Source organism: Streptomyces sp. NPDC047869, from assembly GCF_040704065.1.
Lineage (GTDB): Bacteria > Actinomycetota > Actinomycetes > Streptomycetales > Streptomycetaceae > Streptomyces.
On sequence record NZ_JBEYRK010000003.1, the window covers coordinates 459,400 to 474,682 of the forward strand.

At 71.8% G+C, this 15,283-nt stretch carries 12 protein-coding genes and 2 rRNA genes; 5 read left to right on the forward strand and 9 right to left on the reverse strand.

Features of this window, described 5'->3' with window-relative positions; all coding sequences use genetic code 11:
- Nucleotide 1: 1 nt before the first annotated feature.
- The 7 genes from AB0924_RS06775 to mtnA form a co-directional block, all read right to left on the reverse strand.
- Nucleotides 2–748 (reverse strand): response regulator transcription factor, encoded by a 747-nt coding sequence (locus tag AB0924_RS06775; protein ID WP_358930268.1) that lies wholly within the window; start codon nucleotides 746–748, stop codon nucleotides 2–4.
- Between the two features lie 204 nt (nucleotides 749–952).
- Nucleotides 953–1,678, reverse strand: a complete 726-nt coding sequence (gene raiA / locus AB0924_RS06780; RefSeq protein ID WP_358930266.1) for a ribosome-associated translation inhibitor RaiA — start codon at nucleotides 1,676–1,678, stop codon at nucleotides 953–955.
- A 281-nt stretch (nucleotides 1,679–1,959) separates the two neighbouring features.
- Nucleotides 1,960–2,829, reverse strand: coding sequence for a phosphoribosyltransferase family protein (locus AB0924_RS06785; protein WP_366910826.1), 870 nt, complete (start codon nucleotides 2,827–2,829; stop codon nucleotides 1,960–1,962).
- An 89-nt stretch (nucleotides 2,830–2,918) separates the two neighbouring features.
- Nucleotides 2,919–4,661 carry an LpqB family beta-propeller domain-containing protein gene (locus AB0924_RS06790; RefSeq protein WP_366910827.1) on the reverse strand — a complete coding sequence of 581 codons (1,743 nt, stop codon included), beginning with the start codon at nucleotides 4,659–4,661 and terminating at the stop codon, nucleotides 2,919–2,921.
- 85 nt (nucleotides 4,662–4,746) lie between these two features.
- Nucleotides 4,747–6,837 (reverse strand): MtrAB system histidine kinase MtrB, encoded by a 2,091-nt coding sequence (gene mtrB, locus AB0924_RS06795; protein ID WP_366910828.1) that lies wholly within the window; start codon nucleotides 6,835–6,837, stop codon nucleotides 4,747–4,749.
- A 1-nt stretch (nucleotide 6,838) separates the two neighbouring features.
- Nucleotides 6,839–7,528 carry a two-component system response regulator MtrA gene (gene mtrA, locus AB0924_RS06800; RefSeq protein WP_187279108.1) on the reverse strand — a complete coding sequence of 230 codons (690 nt, stop codon included), beginning with the start codon at nucleotides 7,526–7,528 and terminating at the stop codon, nucleotides 6,839–6,841.
- 298 nt (nucleotides 7,529–7,826) lie between these two features.
- Nucleotides 7,827–8,969: an S-methyl-5-thioribose-1-phosphate isomerase gene (mtnA, locus tag AB0924_RS06805; protein WP_366910829.1), complete on the reverse strand. Its 1,143-nt coding sequence runs from the start codon at nucleotides 8,967–8,969 to the stop codon at nucleotides 7,827–7,829.
- Between the two features lie 140 nt (nucleotides 8,970–9,109).
- On the opposite strand from mtnA, the gene AB0924_RS06810 reads away from it, so the two are divergent.
- From AB0924_RS06810 to AB0924_RS06830, 5 genes are read left to right on the forward strand one after another with little or no spacing between them, the layout of a single operon-like run.
- Entirely contained in the window at nucleotides 9,110–10,495 is a 1,386-nt protein-coding gene (locus AB0924_RS06810) for a glycerophosphoryl diester phosphodiesterase membrane domain-containing protein (RefSeq protein ID WP_358930253.1), read from the forward strand.
- A 4-nt stretch (nucleotides 10,496–10,499) separates the two neighbouring features.
- Nucleotides 10,500–11,285: a DUF4129 domain-containing protein gene (locus AB0924_RS06815; protein WP_366910830.1), complete on the forward strand. Its 786-nt coding sequence runs from the start codon at nucleotides 10,500–10,502 to the stop codon at nucleotides 11,283–11,285.
- Nucleotides 11,282–12,475 carry a DUF4350 domain-containing protein gene (locus AB0924_RS06820; protein ID WP_358930249.1) on the forward strand — a complete coding sequence of 398 codons (1,194 nt, stop codon included), beginning with the start codon at nucleotides 11,282–11,284 and terminating at the stop codon, nucleotides 12,473–12,475. Before AB0924_RS06815 ends, AB0924_RS06820 begins: the two co-directional genes overlap by 4 nt.
- On the forward strand, nucleotides 12,475–13,464 hold the full coding sequence (locus AB0924_RS06825; RefSeq protein ID WP_358930576.1) for a MoxR family ATPase: 990 nt from the start codon (nucleotides 12,475–12,477) through the stop codon (nucleotides 13,462–13,464). Before AB0924_RS06820 ends, AB0924_RS06825 begins: the two co-directional genes overlap by 1 nt.
- Nucleotides 13,464–14,774, forward strand: coding sequence for a DUF58 domain-containing protein (locus AB0924_RS06830; RefSeq protein WP_366910831.1), 1,311 nt, complete (start codon nucleotides 13,464–13,466; stop codon nucleotides 14,772–14,774). The genes AB0924_RS06825 and AB0924_RS06830 overlap by 1 nt, the downstream gene beginning before the upstream one ends.
- Nucleotides 14,775–14,868: 94 nt before the next feature.
- On the opposite strand, the gene rrf is transcribed toward AB0924_RS06830, so the two are convergent.
- Together rrf and AB0924_RS06840 are read right to left on the reverse strand one after the other, a co-directional pair.
- A 5S ribosomal RNA gene (rrf, locus tag AB0924_RS06835) occupies nucleotides 14,869–14,985 on the reverse strand.
- 85 nt (nucleotides 14,986–15,070) lie between these two features.
- Nucleotides 15,071–15,283: ribosomal RNA gene (locus AB0924_RS06840) — 23S ribosomal RNA — on the reverse strand; the annotation flags it as partial.

Sequence of the window (15,283 nt, forward strand, 5' to 3'; positions counted from 1 at the left end):
CCTAGCGGATCTCGAGGATCTTCTCCCGCATCGCGTAGACCACCGCTTCCATCCGGGAGTGCAGCTGCAGCTTCTCCAGGATGTTGCGCACGTGGTTCTTCACCGTGTTCTCGGAGATGAACAGCTCCTTGGCGATGTCGCGGTTGTTCATCCCCGTGGCGACGAGCTTGAGGACCTCCAGCTCACGATCGGTCAGCCGGGGCGCCGGCACCAGCCGGCGTTCGTCGGTGCGCTGGATCATCGACTTGAACTCGGTGAGGAGTTTGGAGGCCATGGACGGGCTGATCTGCGACTGCCCGTCGGCCACCGCGCGGATGGCGGTGGCCACCTCGTCCGTCGAGATCTCCTTGAGGAGATATCCGGTCGCACCCGCCTTGATCGCGTCGTAGAGGTCGGCCTCCTCGTCGCTGATCGTCAACATGATGATCTTCGCGCTGGGAGCGACCTCCTTGATGGAGGTGCAGGCCTCGATCCCGCCGCGTTTGGGCATCCGCACGTCCATCAGCACGATGTCGGGCAGCAGATCCGCGGCCTTGTCCACGGCCTCGGCGCCGTCCCCCGCCTCACCGACGACCTGGATGTCCTCCTCGGCCGCGAGCACGATCTCGAGGCCACGGCGGAAGAGGGCGTGATCGTCCACCACCAGGACTCTGATCGGTTCCTTGCGTGGAGCTTCCGTGTCCTGGTCCGTTCCGATGACACCGTCGTGGGCGTCCGCGTCTCGCATCGGTCCGAAGGTGTCCGCCATCGTTCCTCCCCCTGAAGGCTGTGGCCTGTGGTCCTGTGCCATCGCCAACCCAAGGCAGCGGCCCACCGGTTGGGCCGGTGCGGCCATGATTCCATGCCCCGACGTCACCGAGGTGACGAGCGGGGCGCCAAGTGGGCGCACACCGGTGCCCCTGGGGGCGCACACGCGCTTCCAGGGGCACCGGCTCAGCTTGTCCCGGGTGGATCAGCCACCCAGCGTGCCGCCCGCCGCGGGCGGCTGCGCCTCAGCCACCATCGGGTCCGTGCTGAGGTGGATGACGCCGTAGTCGTAGGCGTGTCGCCGGTAGACGACGCTCGGCTCCTTCGTCTCGGAGTCGACGAACAAGTAGAAGTCGTGGCCGACCAGTTCCATCTCGTAGAGAGCCTGGTCGAGGCTCATCGGGGAGGCGACGTGGGTCTTCTCGCGGACGACGAGGGGGCCTTCGCCCTTGACCTCGAGCGAGCCGATCTTCTTGGTCGGCACCGCTTCCGTGTCTTCGTCGTGGACGGGCATGCCGTTGCCGTTGAGCGTCGCCGCGCCGGGGACGTGGTCGGCGACCTCGGCCGCCGGGATCCGGCGTGCGCCACGGCGCGAGAACCGCTTGTCGTGCTGCTTGCGCAGCCTCGCGTCCAGTTTCTCCGCCGCCAGATCGAGTGCCGCATACGGGTCACTGGCCGCTGCCTCCGCCCGGATCACCGGACCGCGGGAGCGGAGCGTGATCTCCACTCGGTCGCAGCGGTCGGCCTGACGAGGGTTGGGCTCCTTGGACACCTCGACGTCGAGGCTGATCACCTTGCCATCGAGCTTCTGGATCTTCTCCAGCTTCAGCTTCTCGGCCACGTGCTTGCGGAACCGCTCGGGCACCTCGGTCTTGCGGCCCTTGACGACGATGTCCACGCAGAACTCCGTTCCCGGATCGCTCCGCTCCATCGGCGGAGCATCTCCCTTTTGCACCAGGTCCCGGTGAGCACCGGAACCTCGGACTCGGTGACTTCCACCTCCTCCTCCCCCATGGGCAAGATCTCCACCCCACCGGCGCGGGTCAATGCGGAAAACCCGCTGCGCGGCATTCCGATTGAAGAGGTGTGGCCTGCGCCTTTCCTCACAACCGAACATATCTCGCCCGGACGGATGTCGTCACCCTCTACTGCGACGTACCTCCGTTCAGGTGAATTAACCCCGTTACTACCTGCAACGATGCAACTTCGCGGTCAGTTCCTGCTTATTTCGAAAGAATCCCGAGGAGCGGCGATCACGGCCGCCCGGAGCGTCTCTCCGGCGGCGTTCCGTGCCGCAATTTCCGGTGCATCGTGCACCCACTGCCCCTTCTCCGGTCGTGCTCCGATCCGTCGTTCCTCCCTACCTTCCCGGGTTGCGCCCGCGTACACAGCGGTTGCGCCATCGCGGTGGATTACGGCCACCTCCCGCAGGGCCCGCGCCGCCTCCGTGAGAGTCGCTCCGGTCGTGATCAGGTCGTCGACGAGCACCACCCGGCCTCCGGCCAGCAGCCGAGCCCCGCCCGCCGTCACCTCCAGTGCGCCCGCGAGGTTCTCCAGGCGCCCGCGCGCATCGAGCCCCGCCTGGTCCGCCACCACCCGCCGCTGCCGCAGCACGGCGGCGACCCTGGCCGGTGTCCCGGTGCGCCGCAGCTCCCCGGCCGCCGCGAGCGCCATCCGCCGCACCGGATCGTGCCCACGCGCCCGCACGGCCCAGCTGGCGGAGGGCACCGGCACGAGCAGCACGGTCGCCGTCCCGCGTCGTACCGGCGGGTCCGTACCGGGGCCGACCGGTCCGGGACCGGCGCGCACCGCGGTCGCCAGGGCGGCGCCCAGCACGCCCGCGAGGGCGAGCGCGCCGCGCTCCTTGTGGGCGAGGAGCAGCTCCCGTACCGCTCCTCCGTAGGGGGCCACCGCGTGCACCACCGGCAGCCCGGGCGGCTCCGGCAGCGGCCGCACCCGGCGCGGCGGGGTTGCCCTGAGGACGGTTCGGCAGCGCGGGCACAGCGCCGTACGAGGTGCCCCGCAGCCCGCACACTCGGTCGGCAGCACCAGGTCGGTGAGGTCCCGCCACCACCCCCGCATGGGCACCACTGTGCCGAGGTCCGGGACGGTCCGCCACCCCTGTGGACAACGACCTGTGGACAACCCGGGCCGGCCCGACCCGGTTCCGGTCAGCCCGGGTAGACCGGTGCCGTCCCGTCCTTGTCCACCTTCTGCCACTGCGCCCCCGACGGCAGCCGCACGACACCGTCGTCCTCCGAGTAGGCCACCAGCGGCACCCGCTCGTCCTCGGACGCGGCGATCGCCATCACGCCGGACAGCGCGGCCGGCGCCGGACCGTCCAGCGCGGAGCCGTCGACCTGCACATACCGCATCTGGTGCACGCCGCCCTGTTCGAGACCGACGGCGACCAGCCGGCTGTCCCCCGCCCAGGACATGGCGGTGATCTGCTCCAGATCGGGCGCGGCGGAACGCAGTTCGACGACCGCGGGACGTTCCCCGGAGTCCTCGTCGCGCGCGATCCGGCCGATACGCAGCGACTGCTTGCCGTCCTTCTCCACGACCAGCGCGACCCGCGCCCCGTCGGCGGCCACCCGCACGTCCTTGATGTGTCCGGGCAGATCGGGGACGGTGACCCGGACGGCCTTGCCGACGCCCTGCTTCACGACGTACAGCTTGGGATCGCGCGGGTCGCGGTCGGCCACCCACAGGTCGCCGCCGGCGTCCCAGCTCGGCGTGGTGAGCCGGTCGTCCGCGCCCACCCCCTGGCTGCTGACCACCGGGCCCCCGAGCGACCCGTCCGGCTCCAGCGACGTCACGTACAGGTTCCTGCCGTCGGCGCCGATCCCGGCGACGCTGTGCTCGTCCCGCGAGACGGCCACCGACCTCAGCTGCCGCTCCCCCTGGCCCAGCGGGCCCGGCACCGGGACGGCGCTGGTCCCGGAGCCGCTCCCGGTGGGCAGCCGCACCAGCCGGTGCTTGCCGTCGAGGAAGTAGAGGTTGTCCGGGCGCTGCGCCGAGGCGTGCCAGGCGGCCGACTCGGCCTCCTCCTCGGCCAGGTCGCACAGCCGGTGTCCGCCGGGTCCCTGCAGCTCGACCGACTCCAGCGTCGGCGTCAGGTTCCGCAGCGTGAAGAGCAGCTGGGTCGCCATCTCCGCGCACCGGGCGGAGCCGATCCGGGAGGCCTTGACGTTAAGCGGCACCGTCAGCCTGTTCTGGTCGTCCGGCGCGAGCCCCGACACCCCCTTCCGCAGGGCCGTCCCGGTCGGGAAGCTGGACCTGACCACCGGGCCGAGCCAGCTGGTGGGCCCGTCCAGCAAGGACCGGACGACCTGGGTCATCGGATCCACCTTGCTGCGGACGAACACCGGGTCGGCGACCGCGACCGGCTGCCCGGTCGTCTGCACCGTCGTGGTGGAGGCGAAGTAGTACTTGCTGACCGAAATGTAGTTGCGCTGGAAGTCCGTCTTGCCCATGACGACGCCCTGAGGAAGCGAGCCGATGCGCCACTGCCCGCTCTTGGCGTCCTTGGCGAGGTGGACCTCGTTGCGGTAGGACCCGTCGGCGGGCGCGTAGGCCTGCTTTGCGTCGACGGTGGCGACCCGGGTGCCCGCGAGGACGTAGGTGAGCGTGTCGGCGGCCTCCCGGCCGGGCGGCTGGTGGTTGGGCACGACGCTCGGCCCGTTCGCCAGGACCGTGGCCGACTGTTCCGGATGCCAGGTGCGCGCGGCGTCCGCCGTCAGATACTTCCGCGCGGTGTCGTACTCCGGATCGTCGCTGGTCAGCGCCTCGAGGAAACCCTGCATGATCTCGCTGGGCTCGGCGTCCTCGGCGGGCGGCATGGCAAACACGCGCACGCCGGTGTCCTGCCGCGGCGTGGACTCGACGTCCCGCAGATCCCCGCTGTCGGGCATCGACGCGCACCCGGACAGCAGAACGGCCCCGCAGACTGCGTAGGCCACCGCGCGTCCCGGACGGTGCCGGGCGCCCCCCTCGCGGTCATCGCCCACGAAATGCCTCCCCTGGCTCGGTCGCGTCCTCGGGTCCGGCCCGATCCGGACGGTCCGCGTCTGTGTCGGCCGCCTGCTGCGGGCCGCTTCTGTCCTCGGGACGCCGTGCGCCGCCGGCCGGCCGGGGCACCACGCGCGCGCCGTTGCCGGGCAGCGCGCTCGGATCGACGGCGGGCGTCACCGTGGCAAGACGCGAGGCGCGCGCGGGCAGCGGCGGTACCTGGCCGCCGCCCGGCTGCACCGGAACGGTCGCCCGCTTCTCCTCACTCCCGCGGGACAGGCCCGCGTCGTCGAGTCCGCGATTGCGTCGCGAGTCCTTCGGCTCCAGCGGTATCGGCGAACCCCGCAGGGGCTCGTCAGCGGTGCGTGGCAGGGTCAGCCGGAACTGGGAGCCGCCGCCCGGCTCGCCCCAGGCCTGCAGCCAGCCGCCGTGCAGACGGGCGTCCTCCAGGGCGATCGAGAGGCCGAGGCCGGTACCGCCGGTGGTACGCGCGCGTGCCGGGTCGGCCCGCCAGAAGCGGCTGAAGACCCGGGTCGCCTCACCGGGCTTGAGACCCACGCCGTAGTCGCGCACCGCCACGGCGACCGCGCCACCCGCGGCGCCGAGCCTGACGACGACGTCCTTGCCGTCGCCGTGCTCGACGGCGTTGACGACGAGGTTGCGCAGGACGCGCTCCACCCGCCGGGCGTCGGCCTCGGCGACGACGGGCTGCTGGTCGCCGATCACGCGGATACGGGTGCCCTTGCGCTCGGCGAGCGGCTCGGCCCCGCCGACCACCCGGCGCACCACGTTGCGCAGGTCGATCGGCTCGGCCTCCAGTGCCGCGGCGCCCGCGTCGAAACGGCTGATCTCCAGCAGGTCCGCGAGCAGTGACTCGAACCGGTCGAGCTGGTCGGCGAGCAGCTCGGCCGACCGGGCGGTCACCGGGTCGAAGTCCTCCCGCGCCTCGTGAATGACGTCGGCGGCCATCCGCACGGTCGTCAGCGGTGTACGCAGCTCGTGCGAGACGTCGGAGACGAACCGCCGCTGCATCCGCGACAGGTCCTCCATCTGCTGGATCTTCACCTGCAGGTTCTGCGCCATCTTGTTGAAGGCCTCGCCCAGGCGGGCGATGTCGTCCTCGCCGGTGACCTTCATCCGCTCCTGCAGCCGCCCGGCGGACAGCCGTTCCGCGACCCCGGCCGCCATCCGTACCGGCGTGACCACCTGCCGCACCACCAGCCAGGCGATCGCCCCGAGAAGTACGACGACGAAGAGTCCCGCGGTCGCGAGCGTGCCCTTGACCAGGCTCAGGGACTTCTCCTCCTGCGTGAGCGGGAAGAGGTAGTACAGCTCGTAGGGGCGGCCGTTGGGGTCATTGACCTGCTTGCCGATGACCAGCGCCGGCTGGGACCCCTTGGCGTTGGAGTAGACGATCCGGGTGTAGCTCTGGGCAGCCGTCGTGCTGCTGTTGACGCGGTCGCGCAGGTCGGCGGGCACGCTGGAGGACGGGTTCACTTTCCCGGAGCCGCGCGGGCTGCGCCCGCCCCCGCTGTCGTCGCCCACGGGCAGCGTCACGACGTCGAACGCGCCGGCGCCACCGCTGGACAGCGACTCGACGAGGTCGCTCATCCACTGGATGACGTTCTGCGACTGCTGTCCCTCGGTGGTGTCGGTGTCGGCACCGGACACCGGGGCCGTGCCGTTGCCGCCGACGGCCTCGTCGGCCTTCTGCTTGGCCACCGCGAAGCCGCCGGTGGCCTGGCTCTGCGACGCCTTGACCTTCGCGTCCAGGAGACCGTTGCGCACCTGCCCGATGACGACGAAGCCCAGCAGCAGGACGACGCCCAGCGACATCAGCAGGGTCGTGGCGACGACCCTGAGCTGGATGTTGCGCCGCCACAACCGCATGACGGGCAGCAGTGGACGCCGCACCCAGCGCATGAACAGGCGGAGGACCGGGCTGCCCTGAACCCCGCCCTGCAGCAGACCGCCCTCGAAGAGGCGTCCGCAGCGCGAACCCGTCGTCCTCCGGCCGACAGGCCGCTCCGGACGGGCCCCGGACCGGCCGGGGGCCGAAGCGGCACTGTCCCCGGACATGTCAGCTCGGTCCGGCCTTGTATCCGACACCACGGACGGTCACCACGATCTCCGGCCGCTCCGGGTCCTTCTCGACCTTGGAGCGCAGCCGCTGGACATGCACATTGACCAGCCGCGTGTCCGCGGCGTGACGGTAGCCCCACACCTGCTCGAGCAGCACCTCGCGGGTGAACACCTGCCACGGCTTGCGGGCGAGCGCGACCAGCAGATCGAACTCGAGCGGGGTCAGCGCGATCGACTGCCCGTCGCGCTTCACCGAGTGCCCGGCCACGTCGATCACCAGGTCACCGATGGTGAGCTGCTCCGGCGCCGGCTCCTCCGACCTCCGCAGCCGCGCCCGGATGCGGGCCACCAGTTCCTTCGGCTTGAACGGCTTCACGATGTAGTCGTCGGCGCCCGACTCCAGGCCCACGACGACGTCCACGGTGTCGCTCTTGGCCGTGAGCATCACGATCGGCACCCCGGACTCGGCCCGGATCAGGCGGCAGACCTCGATGCCGTCCCGGCCGGGCAGCATCAGGTCGAGCAGCACCAGGTCGGGCTTGGACTCCCGGAAAGCGGCCAGCGCCTTGTCACCGTCGGCTACGAAAGACGGCTCAAAACCTTCACCACGCAGCACGATGCCGAGCATCTCGGCCAGTGCGGTGTCGTCGTCGACGACAAGGACTCGTCCCTTCATAAACGACATCATCCCATTCTCGTAACGACGACAGAGGCGCAGGTGAGACAGCTCACTGGCCTGTGACGATAGTCGTACGGAGCCGTCACTGTCTGCCCCCGGCGTCGCCGGGTCCGCCGATCATGCCGCCGCCGGGCCCTCCCTTGCCTTCTCACGCTCGAATCGGTGCCGGAACACCCAGGCGTGGACGGCAGAGCCCACTCACCCCGCGCGAACCCGGCCCGGCCACTTCGTTCCCAGGCCTGTCACGACCCCTCCGCCCGCGCGTCGCCGCCGGACGGAGGGGCCGCCACGTCGGTCGCCCCGTCCCTCAGCCGGACGTCACCTGGCGCGACCGGGCGCACAGCTCGGCGAGCGCCTCGGCCGTCACGGGCGAGACCGCCCCCTCCTCGGTGACGATCGCGGTCACCAGCTCGGGCGGCGTCACGTCGAACGCCGGGTTGTACGCCTGGGTCCCCAGCGGCGCCACCGCGATACCGCCACCGGCTCCCGTCACCGGCATCTGAGGGGCCAGGACGTCGGTCACCTCGTACCCGGGACGCTGCTCGACCTCGATGGACGCCCCGTCCGGAGTGCCGGGATCCACCGTCGTCACCGGAGCCACCACGATGAAGGGCACATGGTGGTACCGGGCGAGCACCGCGAGCGGATAGCTCCCCACCTTGTTCGCCACCGAACCGTCAGCCGCGATCCGGTCCGCGCCGACCAGCACCGCGTCCACCTCACCCGCCGCGAACAGCGACCCGGCCGCGTTGTCGGTGAGCAGGGTGTACGCCATACCGCGCCGTGCCGCCTCGTACGCCGTCAGACGGGCGCCCTGCAGCAGCGGACGCGTCTCGTCCACCCACAGCCTGCGCAGCCGCCCGGCCCGGTGCGCGGCGAGGGCCACCGCGAACGCCGTCCCCTCCCCACCCGAAACCAGTGCCCCGGTGTTGCAGTGGGTCAGGATGCGGTGCCCGCCGCCGGGCAGCAGTTCGTCCAGCAGCGCCAGCCCGTGGACCGCCATCCGCCCACTGGCCTCGGCGTCCTCCTGGTGCACGGTTCGCGCCGCGGCCAGCGCCGCAGTCGCCGCCGCCGTCGGGTCACCGGTACTGGCGAGCGCGGCGCGATGAGCGGACGCCGCCCTGTGCACCCCGAGGGAGAGGTTCACGGCGGTGGGCCGGGCGCTCTCGAGCGCCGCCGCGGCCTCCTCGACGTCGAACCCCCGCGCGGCGGCGAGCGCGACGCCGTACGCCCCGGCGATCCCGAGCAGCGGAGCCCCACGCACGGCGAGCGAACGGATCGCCTCCACCAGCGCCGGCGCGTCCGTGCACACCAGCTCGACCTCCTCGGCCGGCAGCCTCGTCTGGTCGAGAAGGACCACCACGGGGCCTTCAGGCGGTTCCTCCCATCGGATCGCAGGTATCTCGGCCGGCCGCTTGTCCTCGCCGGATTGCGCGTACTGATCAGCCATGCGGTCAGTCTGCCCCGGAACCGGCGGACAATTGAAGGCGTCCAGCGCCTACCGCGGCCGGTCCTCCGATGACCGCCCCATGGCACGATGTCTGCCAACCTGCCGCCGCGTCCGCGGACGGGCACCGTGAAGGAGCTTCGATGACTGACACTCCGGGCTGGGCCTCGCCCGGATCCGCCCCGTCGTCCGACGGGCGGGAACCCGGCGCGTCCGGCCCCGCCGAGCCCGCCGACCGCCCTGGCCCCGCCGAGCCCACCGCGCAGCCGGGCCCGGACGCGCAGGCACCAGGCGCGAAGTGGTCCAACGAGCAGCCCCCACCCGGTCAGTGGTCCGCGCCCACGGGCGCCCCGAGCCCCGGCCAGGCCCCGCCGCCACCGCCGCCGCCCGGCATGGGCTGGGGCGGCGGCCCGTCCGGCGGCCCCGGAGGAGGCTCCTACGGCGGCCCGCCCGGCGGGTACGGCGGTTACGGCGCCCCCGGCGGCTACGGGGGGCCCTGGGGCGGCGGCTGGGGCGGGCCCCCGCCCGCGGCCAAGCCCGGCGTGATCCCGCTGCGCCCGCTCGGCGTCGGCGAGATCCTCGACGGCGCCGTCTCCACCATGCGCACCTACTGGCGCACGGTCCTCGGCATCTCGCTGACGGTCGCGGTGGTCACCCAGCTCGGCATGATCCTGCTGCAGGGCTTCCTGCTCAACGACAGCGAGACCGCCGACACCCTCGGCGACCCGAGCGCCTCCGGAAGCGAGATACTCCGGGCTCTCGGAGCGCTCATGGCAGGCACCTCCGTCGTTGCCGTGATCTCGGTCATCGGCTCCATCGTCGCGACAGCGCTGCTGACGACCGTCACCAGCCGTGCCGTCCTCGGCAAGCCGGTCAGCACCGGCGAGGCCTGGCGGGACGCCCGCCCGCAGGTGCCCAAGCTGTTCGGTCTGCTCCTGCTGCTCGGGCTCATCTCCGTGGGCGTGGTGCTGGGCGGCGCGCTGCCCGGCATCCTCGTCCTCACCCTCGGCGGGAACGAGGGAGCCGGTATCGCCCTGCTCGTCCTCGGCATGCTGGCCGCCCTCGTCGTCGCGATCTGGCTGACCGTCCGCTTCTCCCTCGCCTCGCCCGCGCTGATGCTGGAGCGGCAGAGCGTCGTGAAGTCGATGACCCGCTCCGCAAAGCTGGTGCGCGGCTCCTGGTGGCGCGTCCTGGGCATCCAGATGCTCGCCGGGATCATCGCCAACATCGTCTCGTCGCTCGTCGTGATCCCCTTCGCCCTCATCGCCGGTGCCGTCGGCGGCACCGGCATGACGACTTTCTTCACCACCGCCAGCCAGAGCGCCGGCTGGACCTTCCTGATCATCAGTGGCATCGGCTCGGTGATCGGCGCCATGGTCACGCTGCCGATCACCGCGGGCGTCACCGTGCTGCTGTACATCGACCAGCGCATCCGCCGCGAGGCCCTCGACCTCGAACTGGCCCGCGCCGCCGGTGTCCAGGGGAACGGCCCCGGCGCCCCTGCCCCCGGCCCCGTACCGGGGAGCTGATGCGGTGAGCCTGACGGGGGAAGTGTTCACGGCGGTACCGGCCCTGCCGGGCGCCGCCGGATCGGCCGTACGCGGCCTGCTGGGCGTCACGGCCCGCGCCGGCGTCCTGGCGGCCGGCGGCTCGGGCGACGAGCCGCCGGTCACCATTCCGCGTGACCCTGCGCGGGCAGCAGCGCGCCGCGAGTTGTCGAAGCGGATGTACCACGAGAACGACCCCAGCCTGATCCAACGGGCCCTGAACGCGTTCTGGGACTGGGCCGGCCATCTGCTGGACACCGCGGCGTCCGCGACACCGGGCGGCGCGCTCGGCCTTCTCGTCGTTGCCCTGTTCGTCGTGGCCGTCCTGGCCGCCCTGTGGTGGCGCCTGGGCACCCCCCGCCGCCCGCCCTTCTCCACCGCCCCCCTGTTCGACGACCGCCCCCGCAGCGCCGCCGAGCACCGGGCTGCCGCCGAGGCCCACGCCGCCCAGGGCCACTGGAACCACGCCGTCCAGGAGCGCATGCGGGCCATCGTCCGCTCCCTGGAGGAGCGGGCCCTGCTCGACGTGCGCCCCGGCCGCACCGCCGACGAAGCCGCAGCCGAGGCCGGCCGCGCCCTCCCCGCGCACACGGACCGGCTGCGCTCCGCCGCCCACGAATTCGACGACGTCACATACGGCGGGCGCCGATCCGACGAGCAGGCGTACCAGCGCATCGCCGAACTCGACCGCGCCCTGGAACGCAGCCGGCCCGACCTCGCGAACAACGCCACCAGCACGGCCCACAGCACCAGCCGGAGGGCCACCGAATGAGCACCGCCACGCTGCCGGCCACCTCGGCATCGCCCACCGCCCGCCGGCTGTGGACCCGCTCGCGGGGCATCGCACTCGCCGTGGTGCTGCTCCTGGTCGCCGCCGTCGCGATCGCCGCCGTCCGCTCCCAGGCCCGGCACGGCGCACTCGACCCGCGCTCGGCCGACCCCTACGGCAGCCGAGCCGTCGCCGAACTCCTCGCCGATCGGGGCGTCTCCACGCGCGTCGTCACCACGCTCGGCGCGGCACGCGCCGCGGCCGGACCGAACACCACCCTCCTGGTCGCCGTGCCCGATCTGCTGACCCACCGGCAACAGACCCGGCTGCACTCCGCCACCGCGGCCTCCGGCGGACGCACCGTCCTCGTCGCCGCCGGAAGCTGGTCCGTCGAACGCCTCGTGCCCGGGGTCACCGCGGACCCCGCCACCAGCATGGGATCGACGCTCGCCCCCGGCTGCGCCCTTCCCGAAGCCCGGCGCGCGGGCAGCGCCGACACCGGCGGCATCCGCTACACCACCACCCACCTCGACGCCGACTCCTGCTACCCCAGCGAACGCCTCGCCACCCTGCTCCGCGTCCCGGCGGCCTCCGGAGACGGCGACACCGTAGTGCTCGGCGCGCCCGACATCCTCCACAACAAGCGCCTCGACGAACAGGGCAACGCCTCGCTCGCCCTCCAGCTCCTCGGCTCCCGTCCCCATCTGGTCTGGTACCTCCCCTCACTCTCCGACGGCTCGACCGCCGACTCCGGCGGCCAGAAGACGTTCCTCGATTTGCTGCCGTCCGGCTGGCTCTGGGGCACCCTGCAGCTGTTCATCGCCGCGGTGCTCGCCGCCTTCTGGAGGGCACGCCGATTCGGCCCGCTCGTGCCCGAAAAGCTCCCGGTCGCGATCCGCGCCTCGGAGACCGCCGAAGGCCGCGCCCGTCTCTACCGCAAGGCCAACGCCCGCGACCGCGCGGCCGCGGCTCTTCGCTCCACCACCCGCACGCGTCTCGCCCCACTCGTCGGCGTCCCCGCCGCCCAGGCGCACGCGCCCGAAGCCCTGCTTCCCGCCCTCTCCGCCCATCTCCACGGCGACGGGCAGAACCTGCACCCCCTCCTCTTCGGACCGCCGCCCGGCGACGACGCGGCCCTCATCGCACTCACCGACCAACTCGACGCCCTCGAAAGAGAGGTTCGCCGTTCATGATGGACCCGACCACTGACAACGCCGGGACCACCGGGAACCCGGACGCGGCCCGCGCCTCCCTGGAAGCCCTGCGCGCCGAGATCGCCAAAGCCGTGGTCGGCCAGGACCCCGCCGTGACCGGCCTCGTCGTCGCCCTTCTCTGCCGCGGACACGTTCTCCTGGAAGGAGTCCCTGGAGTCGCCAAAACGTTGCTCGTCCGCGCACTCGCATCCGCACTCGAAGTCGACACGAAACGAGTCCAGTTCACCCCCGACCTGATGCCGAGCGACATCACCGGCTCCCTCGTCTACGACACGCGGACCGCCGAGTTCTCCTTCCAGCCCGGCCCGGTGTTCACGAACCTGCTACTCGCGGACGAGATCAACCGCACCCCGCCCAAGACCCAGTCCTCCCTGTTGGAAGCCATGGAGGAACGCCAGGTGACGGTCGACGGCACACCACGCCCGCTCCCCGAGCCGTTCCTCGTCGCCGCGACCCAGAACCCGGTGGAGTACGAGGGCACCTACCCTCTCCCCGAGGCCCAGTTGGACCGCTTCCTCCTCAAGCTGACCATCCCACTGCCCTCCCGCCAGGACGAGATCGACGTCCTGACCCGCCATGCCTCCGGCTTCAACCCCCGCGACCTGCGCGCCGCCGGCGTACGCCCGGTCGCCGGCCCGGCCGACCTGGAGGCGGCGCGCGCAGCGGTCGCCAAGACGACCATCTCCCCCGAGATCACCGCCTATGTGGTGGACATCTGCCGCGCCACCCGTGAGTCGCCCTCCCTCACCCTCGGCGTCTCCCCGCGCGGCGCGACCGCTCTGCTGGCCACCTCACGCGCCTGGGCCTGGCTGACCGGCCGTGACTACGTCATCCCCGACGACGTGAAGGCTCTGGCCCTGCCCACCCTGCGCCACCGGATCCAGCTGCGGCCCGAGGCCGAGATGGAGGGCGTGACCACCGACTCCGTCATCAACGCCATCCTCGCCCACGTCCCCGTCCCCCGCTGATGGCACTCACCGGACGCGCCGCCCTCCTGGCGGCCCTCGGGTCGATCCCCATCGGCATCCTGGAGCCGGGCTGGACGGGCATCCTCGCCGTCAACGGCTCCATCGCCCTGGCCTGCGCCTGCGACTTCGCCCTCGCGGCTCCCGTACGACGGCTCGGCCTGTCCCGCTCCGGCGACACCTCCACACGCCTCGGGGAGACCGCGGACGTCACCCTCACCGTCACCAACCCGACCAGCCGCCCCCTGCGCGCCCACCTGCGGGACGCATGGCCGCCCAGCAGCTGGCAGCCCGGCACCGAGGGCGCGGGCTCACGACATCGCGTCACCGTCCCGGCCGGCGAACGCCGACGCGTGACGACCAGGCTGCGCCCCACCCGGCGCGGCGACCGCCAGGCCGACCGCGTCACGATCCGCTCCTACGGCCCCCTCGGCCTCTTCTCCCGCCAGGGCACGCACAAGGTGCCCTGGACGGTGCGAGTCCTGCCCCCGTTCACCAGCCGCAAGCACTTGCCGTCCAAACTCGCCCGACTGCGCGAGCTGGACGGCCGCACGAGCGTGCTGACCCGCGGTGAAGGCACCGAGTTCGACAGCCTGCGGGAGTACGTTCCCGGTGACGACACCCGCTCGATCGACTGGCGGGCCACCGCCCGGCAGTCCACGGTCGCGGTGCGTACCTGGCGGCCTGAGCGGGACCGTCACATCCTCCTGGTCCTCGACACCGGCCGCACATCGGCCGGGCGCGTGGGTGACATCCCACGCCTGGACGCATCGATGGACGCGGCCCTGCTCCTGGCGGCTCTCGCCTCCCGAGCCGGCGACCGTGTCGAACTTCTGGCCTACGACCGCCGGGTCCGCGCCCGGGTCCGGGGCCGCGCCGCCGGTGACGTCCTGCCTTCCCTGGTCAACGCGATGGCCGCACTGGAACCGGAACTTGTGGAAACGGACGCGCGCGGTCTGACGGCGACCGCTCTCCGTACGGCTCCGCGTCGCTCCCTGATCGTCCTGCTCACGACGCTCGACGCCGCCCCCGTGGAGCAGGGCCTGCTGCCCGTGCTGCCCCAGCTCACCCAACGCCACACGGTGGTGGTGGCCTCGGTCGCCGATCCTCGCATCGCGCGAATGGCGCAGGCCCGCGGTGACGCGGAGGCCGTGTACGAGGCCGCTGCCGGGGCGCAGGCACAGACCGAACGGCGACGCACGGCTGAGCAGTTGCGCCGGCATGGCGTGACGGTCGTGGACGCGGCACCCGATGATCTGGCCCCCGCATTGGCGGACGCCTATCTGGCTCTCAAGGCGGCCGGCCGGCTCTGAGACACAGGCATTCTCGGTCCCCCTTGGGGGCCGAATAGTGTCCGGAACGCAGAAAACCCCCGCATCTTTCGATGCGGGGGTTTTCCCAAGAATTGTTCGGCGGCGTCCTACTCTCCCACAGGGTCCCCCCTGCAGTACCATCGGCGCTGTGAGGCTTAGCTTCCGGGTTCGGAATGTAACCGGGCGTTTCCCTCACGCTATGACCACCGAAACACTATGAAACTGACAACCGTCCACGCTGTGGCAGCATGGGGCTGTTCGTGGTTTCAGAACCAACACAGTGGACGCGAGCAACTGAGGACAAGCCCTCGGCCTATTAGTACCAGTCAACTCCACCGGTTACCCGGCTTCCATATCTGGCCTATCAACCCAGTCGTCTACTGGGAGCCTTACCCTCTCAAGGAGGTGGGAATACTCATCTCGAAGCAGGCTTCCCGCTTAGATGCTTTCAGCGGTTATCCCTCCCGAACGTAGCCAACCAGCCATGCCCTTGGCAGGACAACTGGCAC

Coding starts and splice junctions, on each gene's coding strand:
- raiA (WP_358930266.1), bottom strand. CDS start 1,678: ATGGAGCGGAGCGATCCGGGAACGGAGTTCTGCGTGGACATCGTCGTC.
- AB0924_RS06825 (WP_358930576.1), top strand. CDS start 12,475: ATGGACCCGACCACTGACAACGCCGGGACCACCGGGAACCCGGACGCG.
- AB0924_RS06775 (WP_358930268.1), bottom strand. CDS start 748: ATGGCGGACACCTTCGGACCGATGCGAGACGCGGACGCCCACGACGGT.
- AB0924_RS06830 (WP_366910831.1), top strand. CDS start 13,464: ATGGCACTCACCGGACGCGCCGCCCTCCTGGCGGCCCTCGGGTCGATC.
- AB0924_RS06820 (WP_358930249.1), top strand. CDS start 11,282: ATGAGCACCGCCACGCTGCCGGCCACCTCGGCATCGCCCACCGCCCGC.
- mtrB (WP_366910828.1), bottom strand. CDS start 6,837: ATGTCCGGGGACAGTGCCGCTTCGGCCCCCGGCCGGTCCGGGGCCCGT.
- AB0924_RS06785 (WP_366910826.1), bottom strand. CDS start 2,829: ATGCGGGGGTGGTGGCGGGACCTCACCGACCTGGTGCTGCCGACCGAG.
- AB0924_RS06790 (WP_366910827.1), bottom strand. CDS start 4,661: ATGCCCGACAGCGGGGATCTGCGGGACGTCGAGTCCACGCCGCGGCAG.
- AB0924_RS06810 (WP_358930253.1), top strand. CDS start 9,110: ATGACTGACACTCCGGGCTGGGCCTCGCCCGGATCCGCCCCGTCGTCC.
- mtnA (WP_366910829.1), bottom strand. CDS start 8,969: ATGGCTGATCAGTACGCGCAATCCGGCGAGGACAAGCGGCCGGCCGAG.
- mtrA (WP_187279108.1), bottom strand. CDS start 7,528: ATGATGTCGTTTATGAAGGGACGAGTCCTTGTCGTCGACGACGACACC.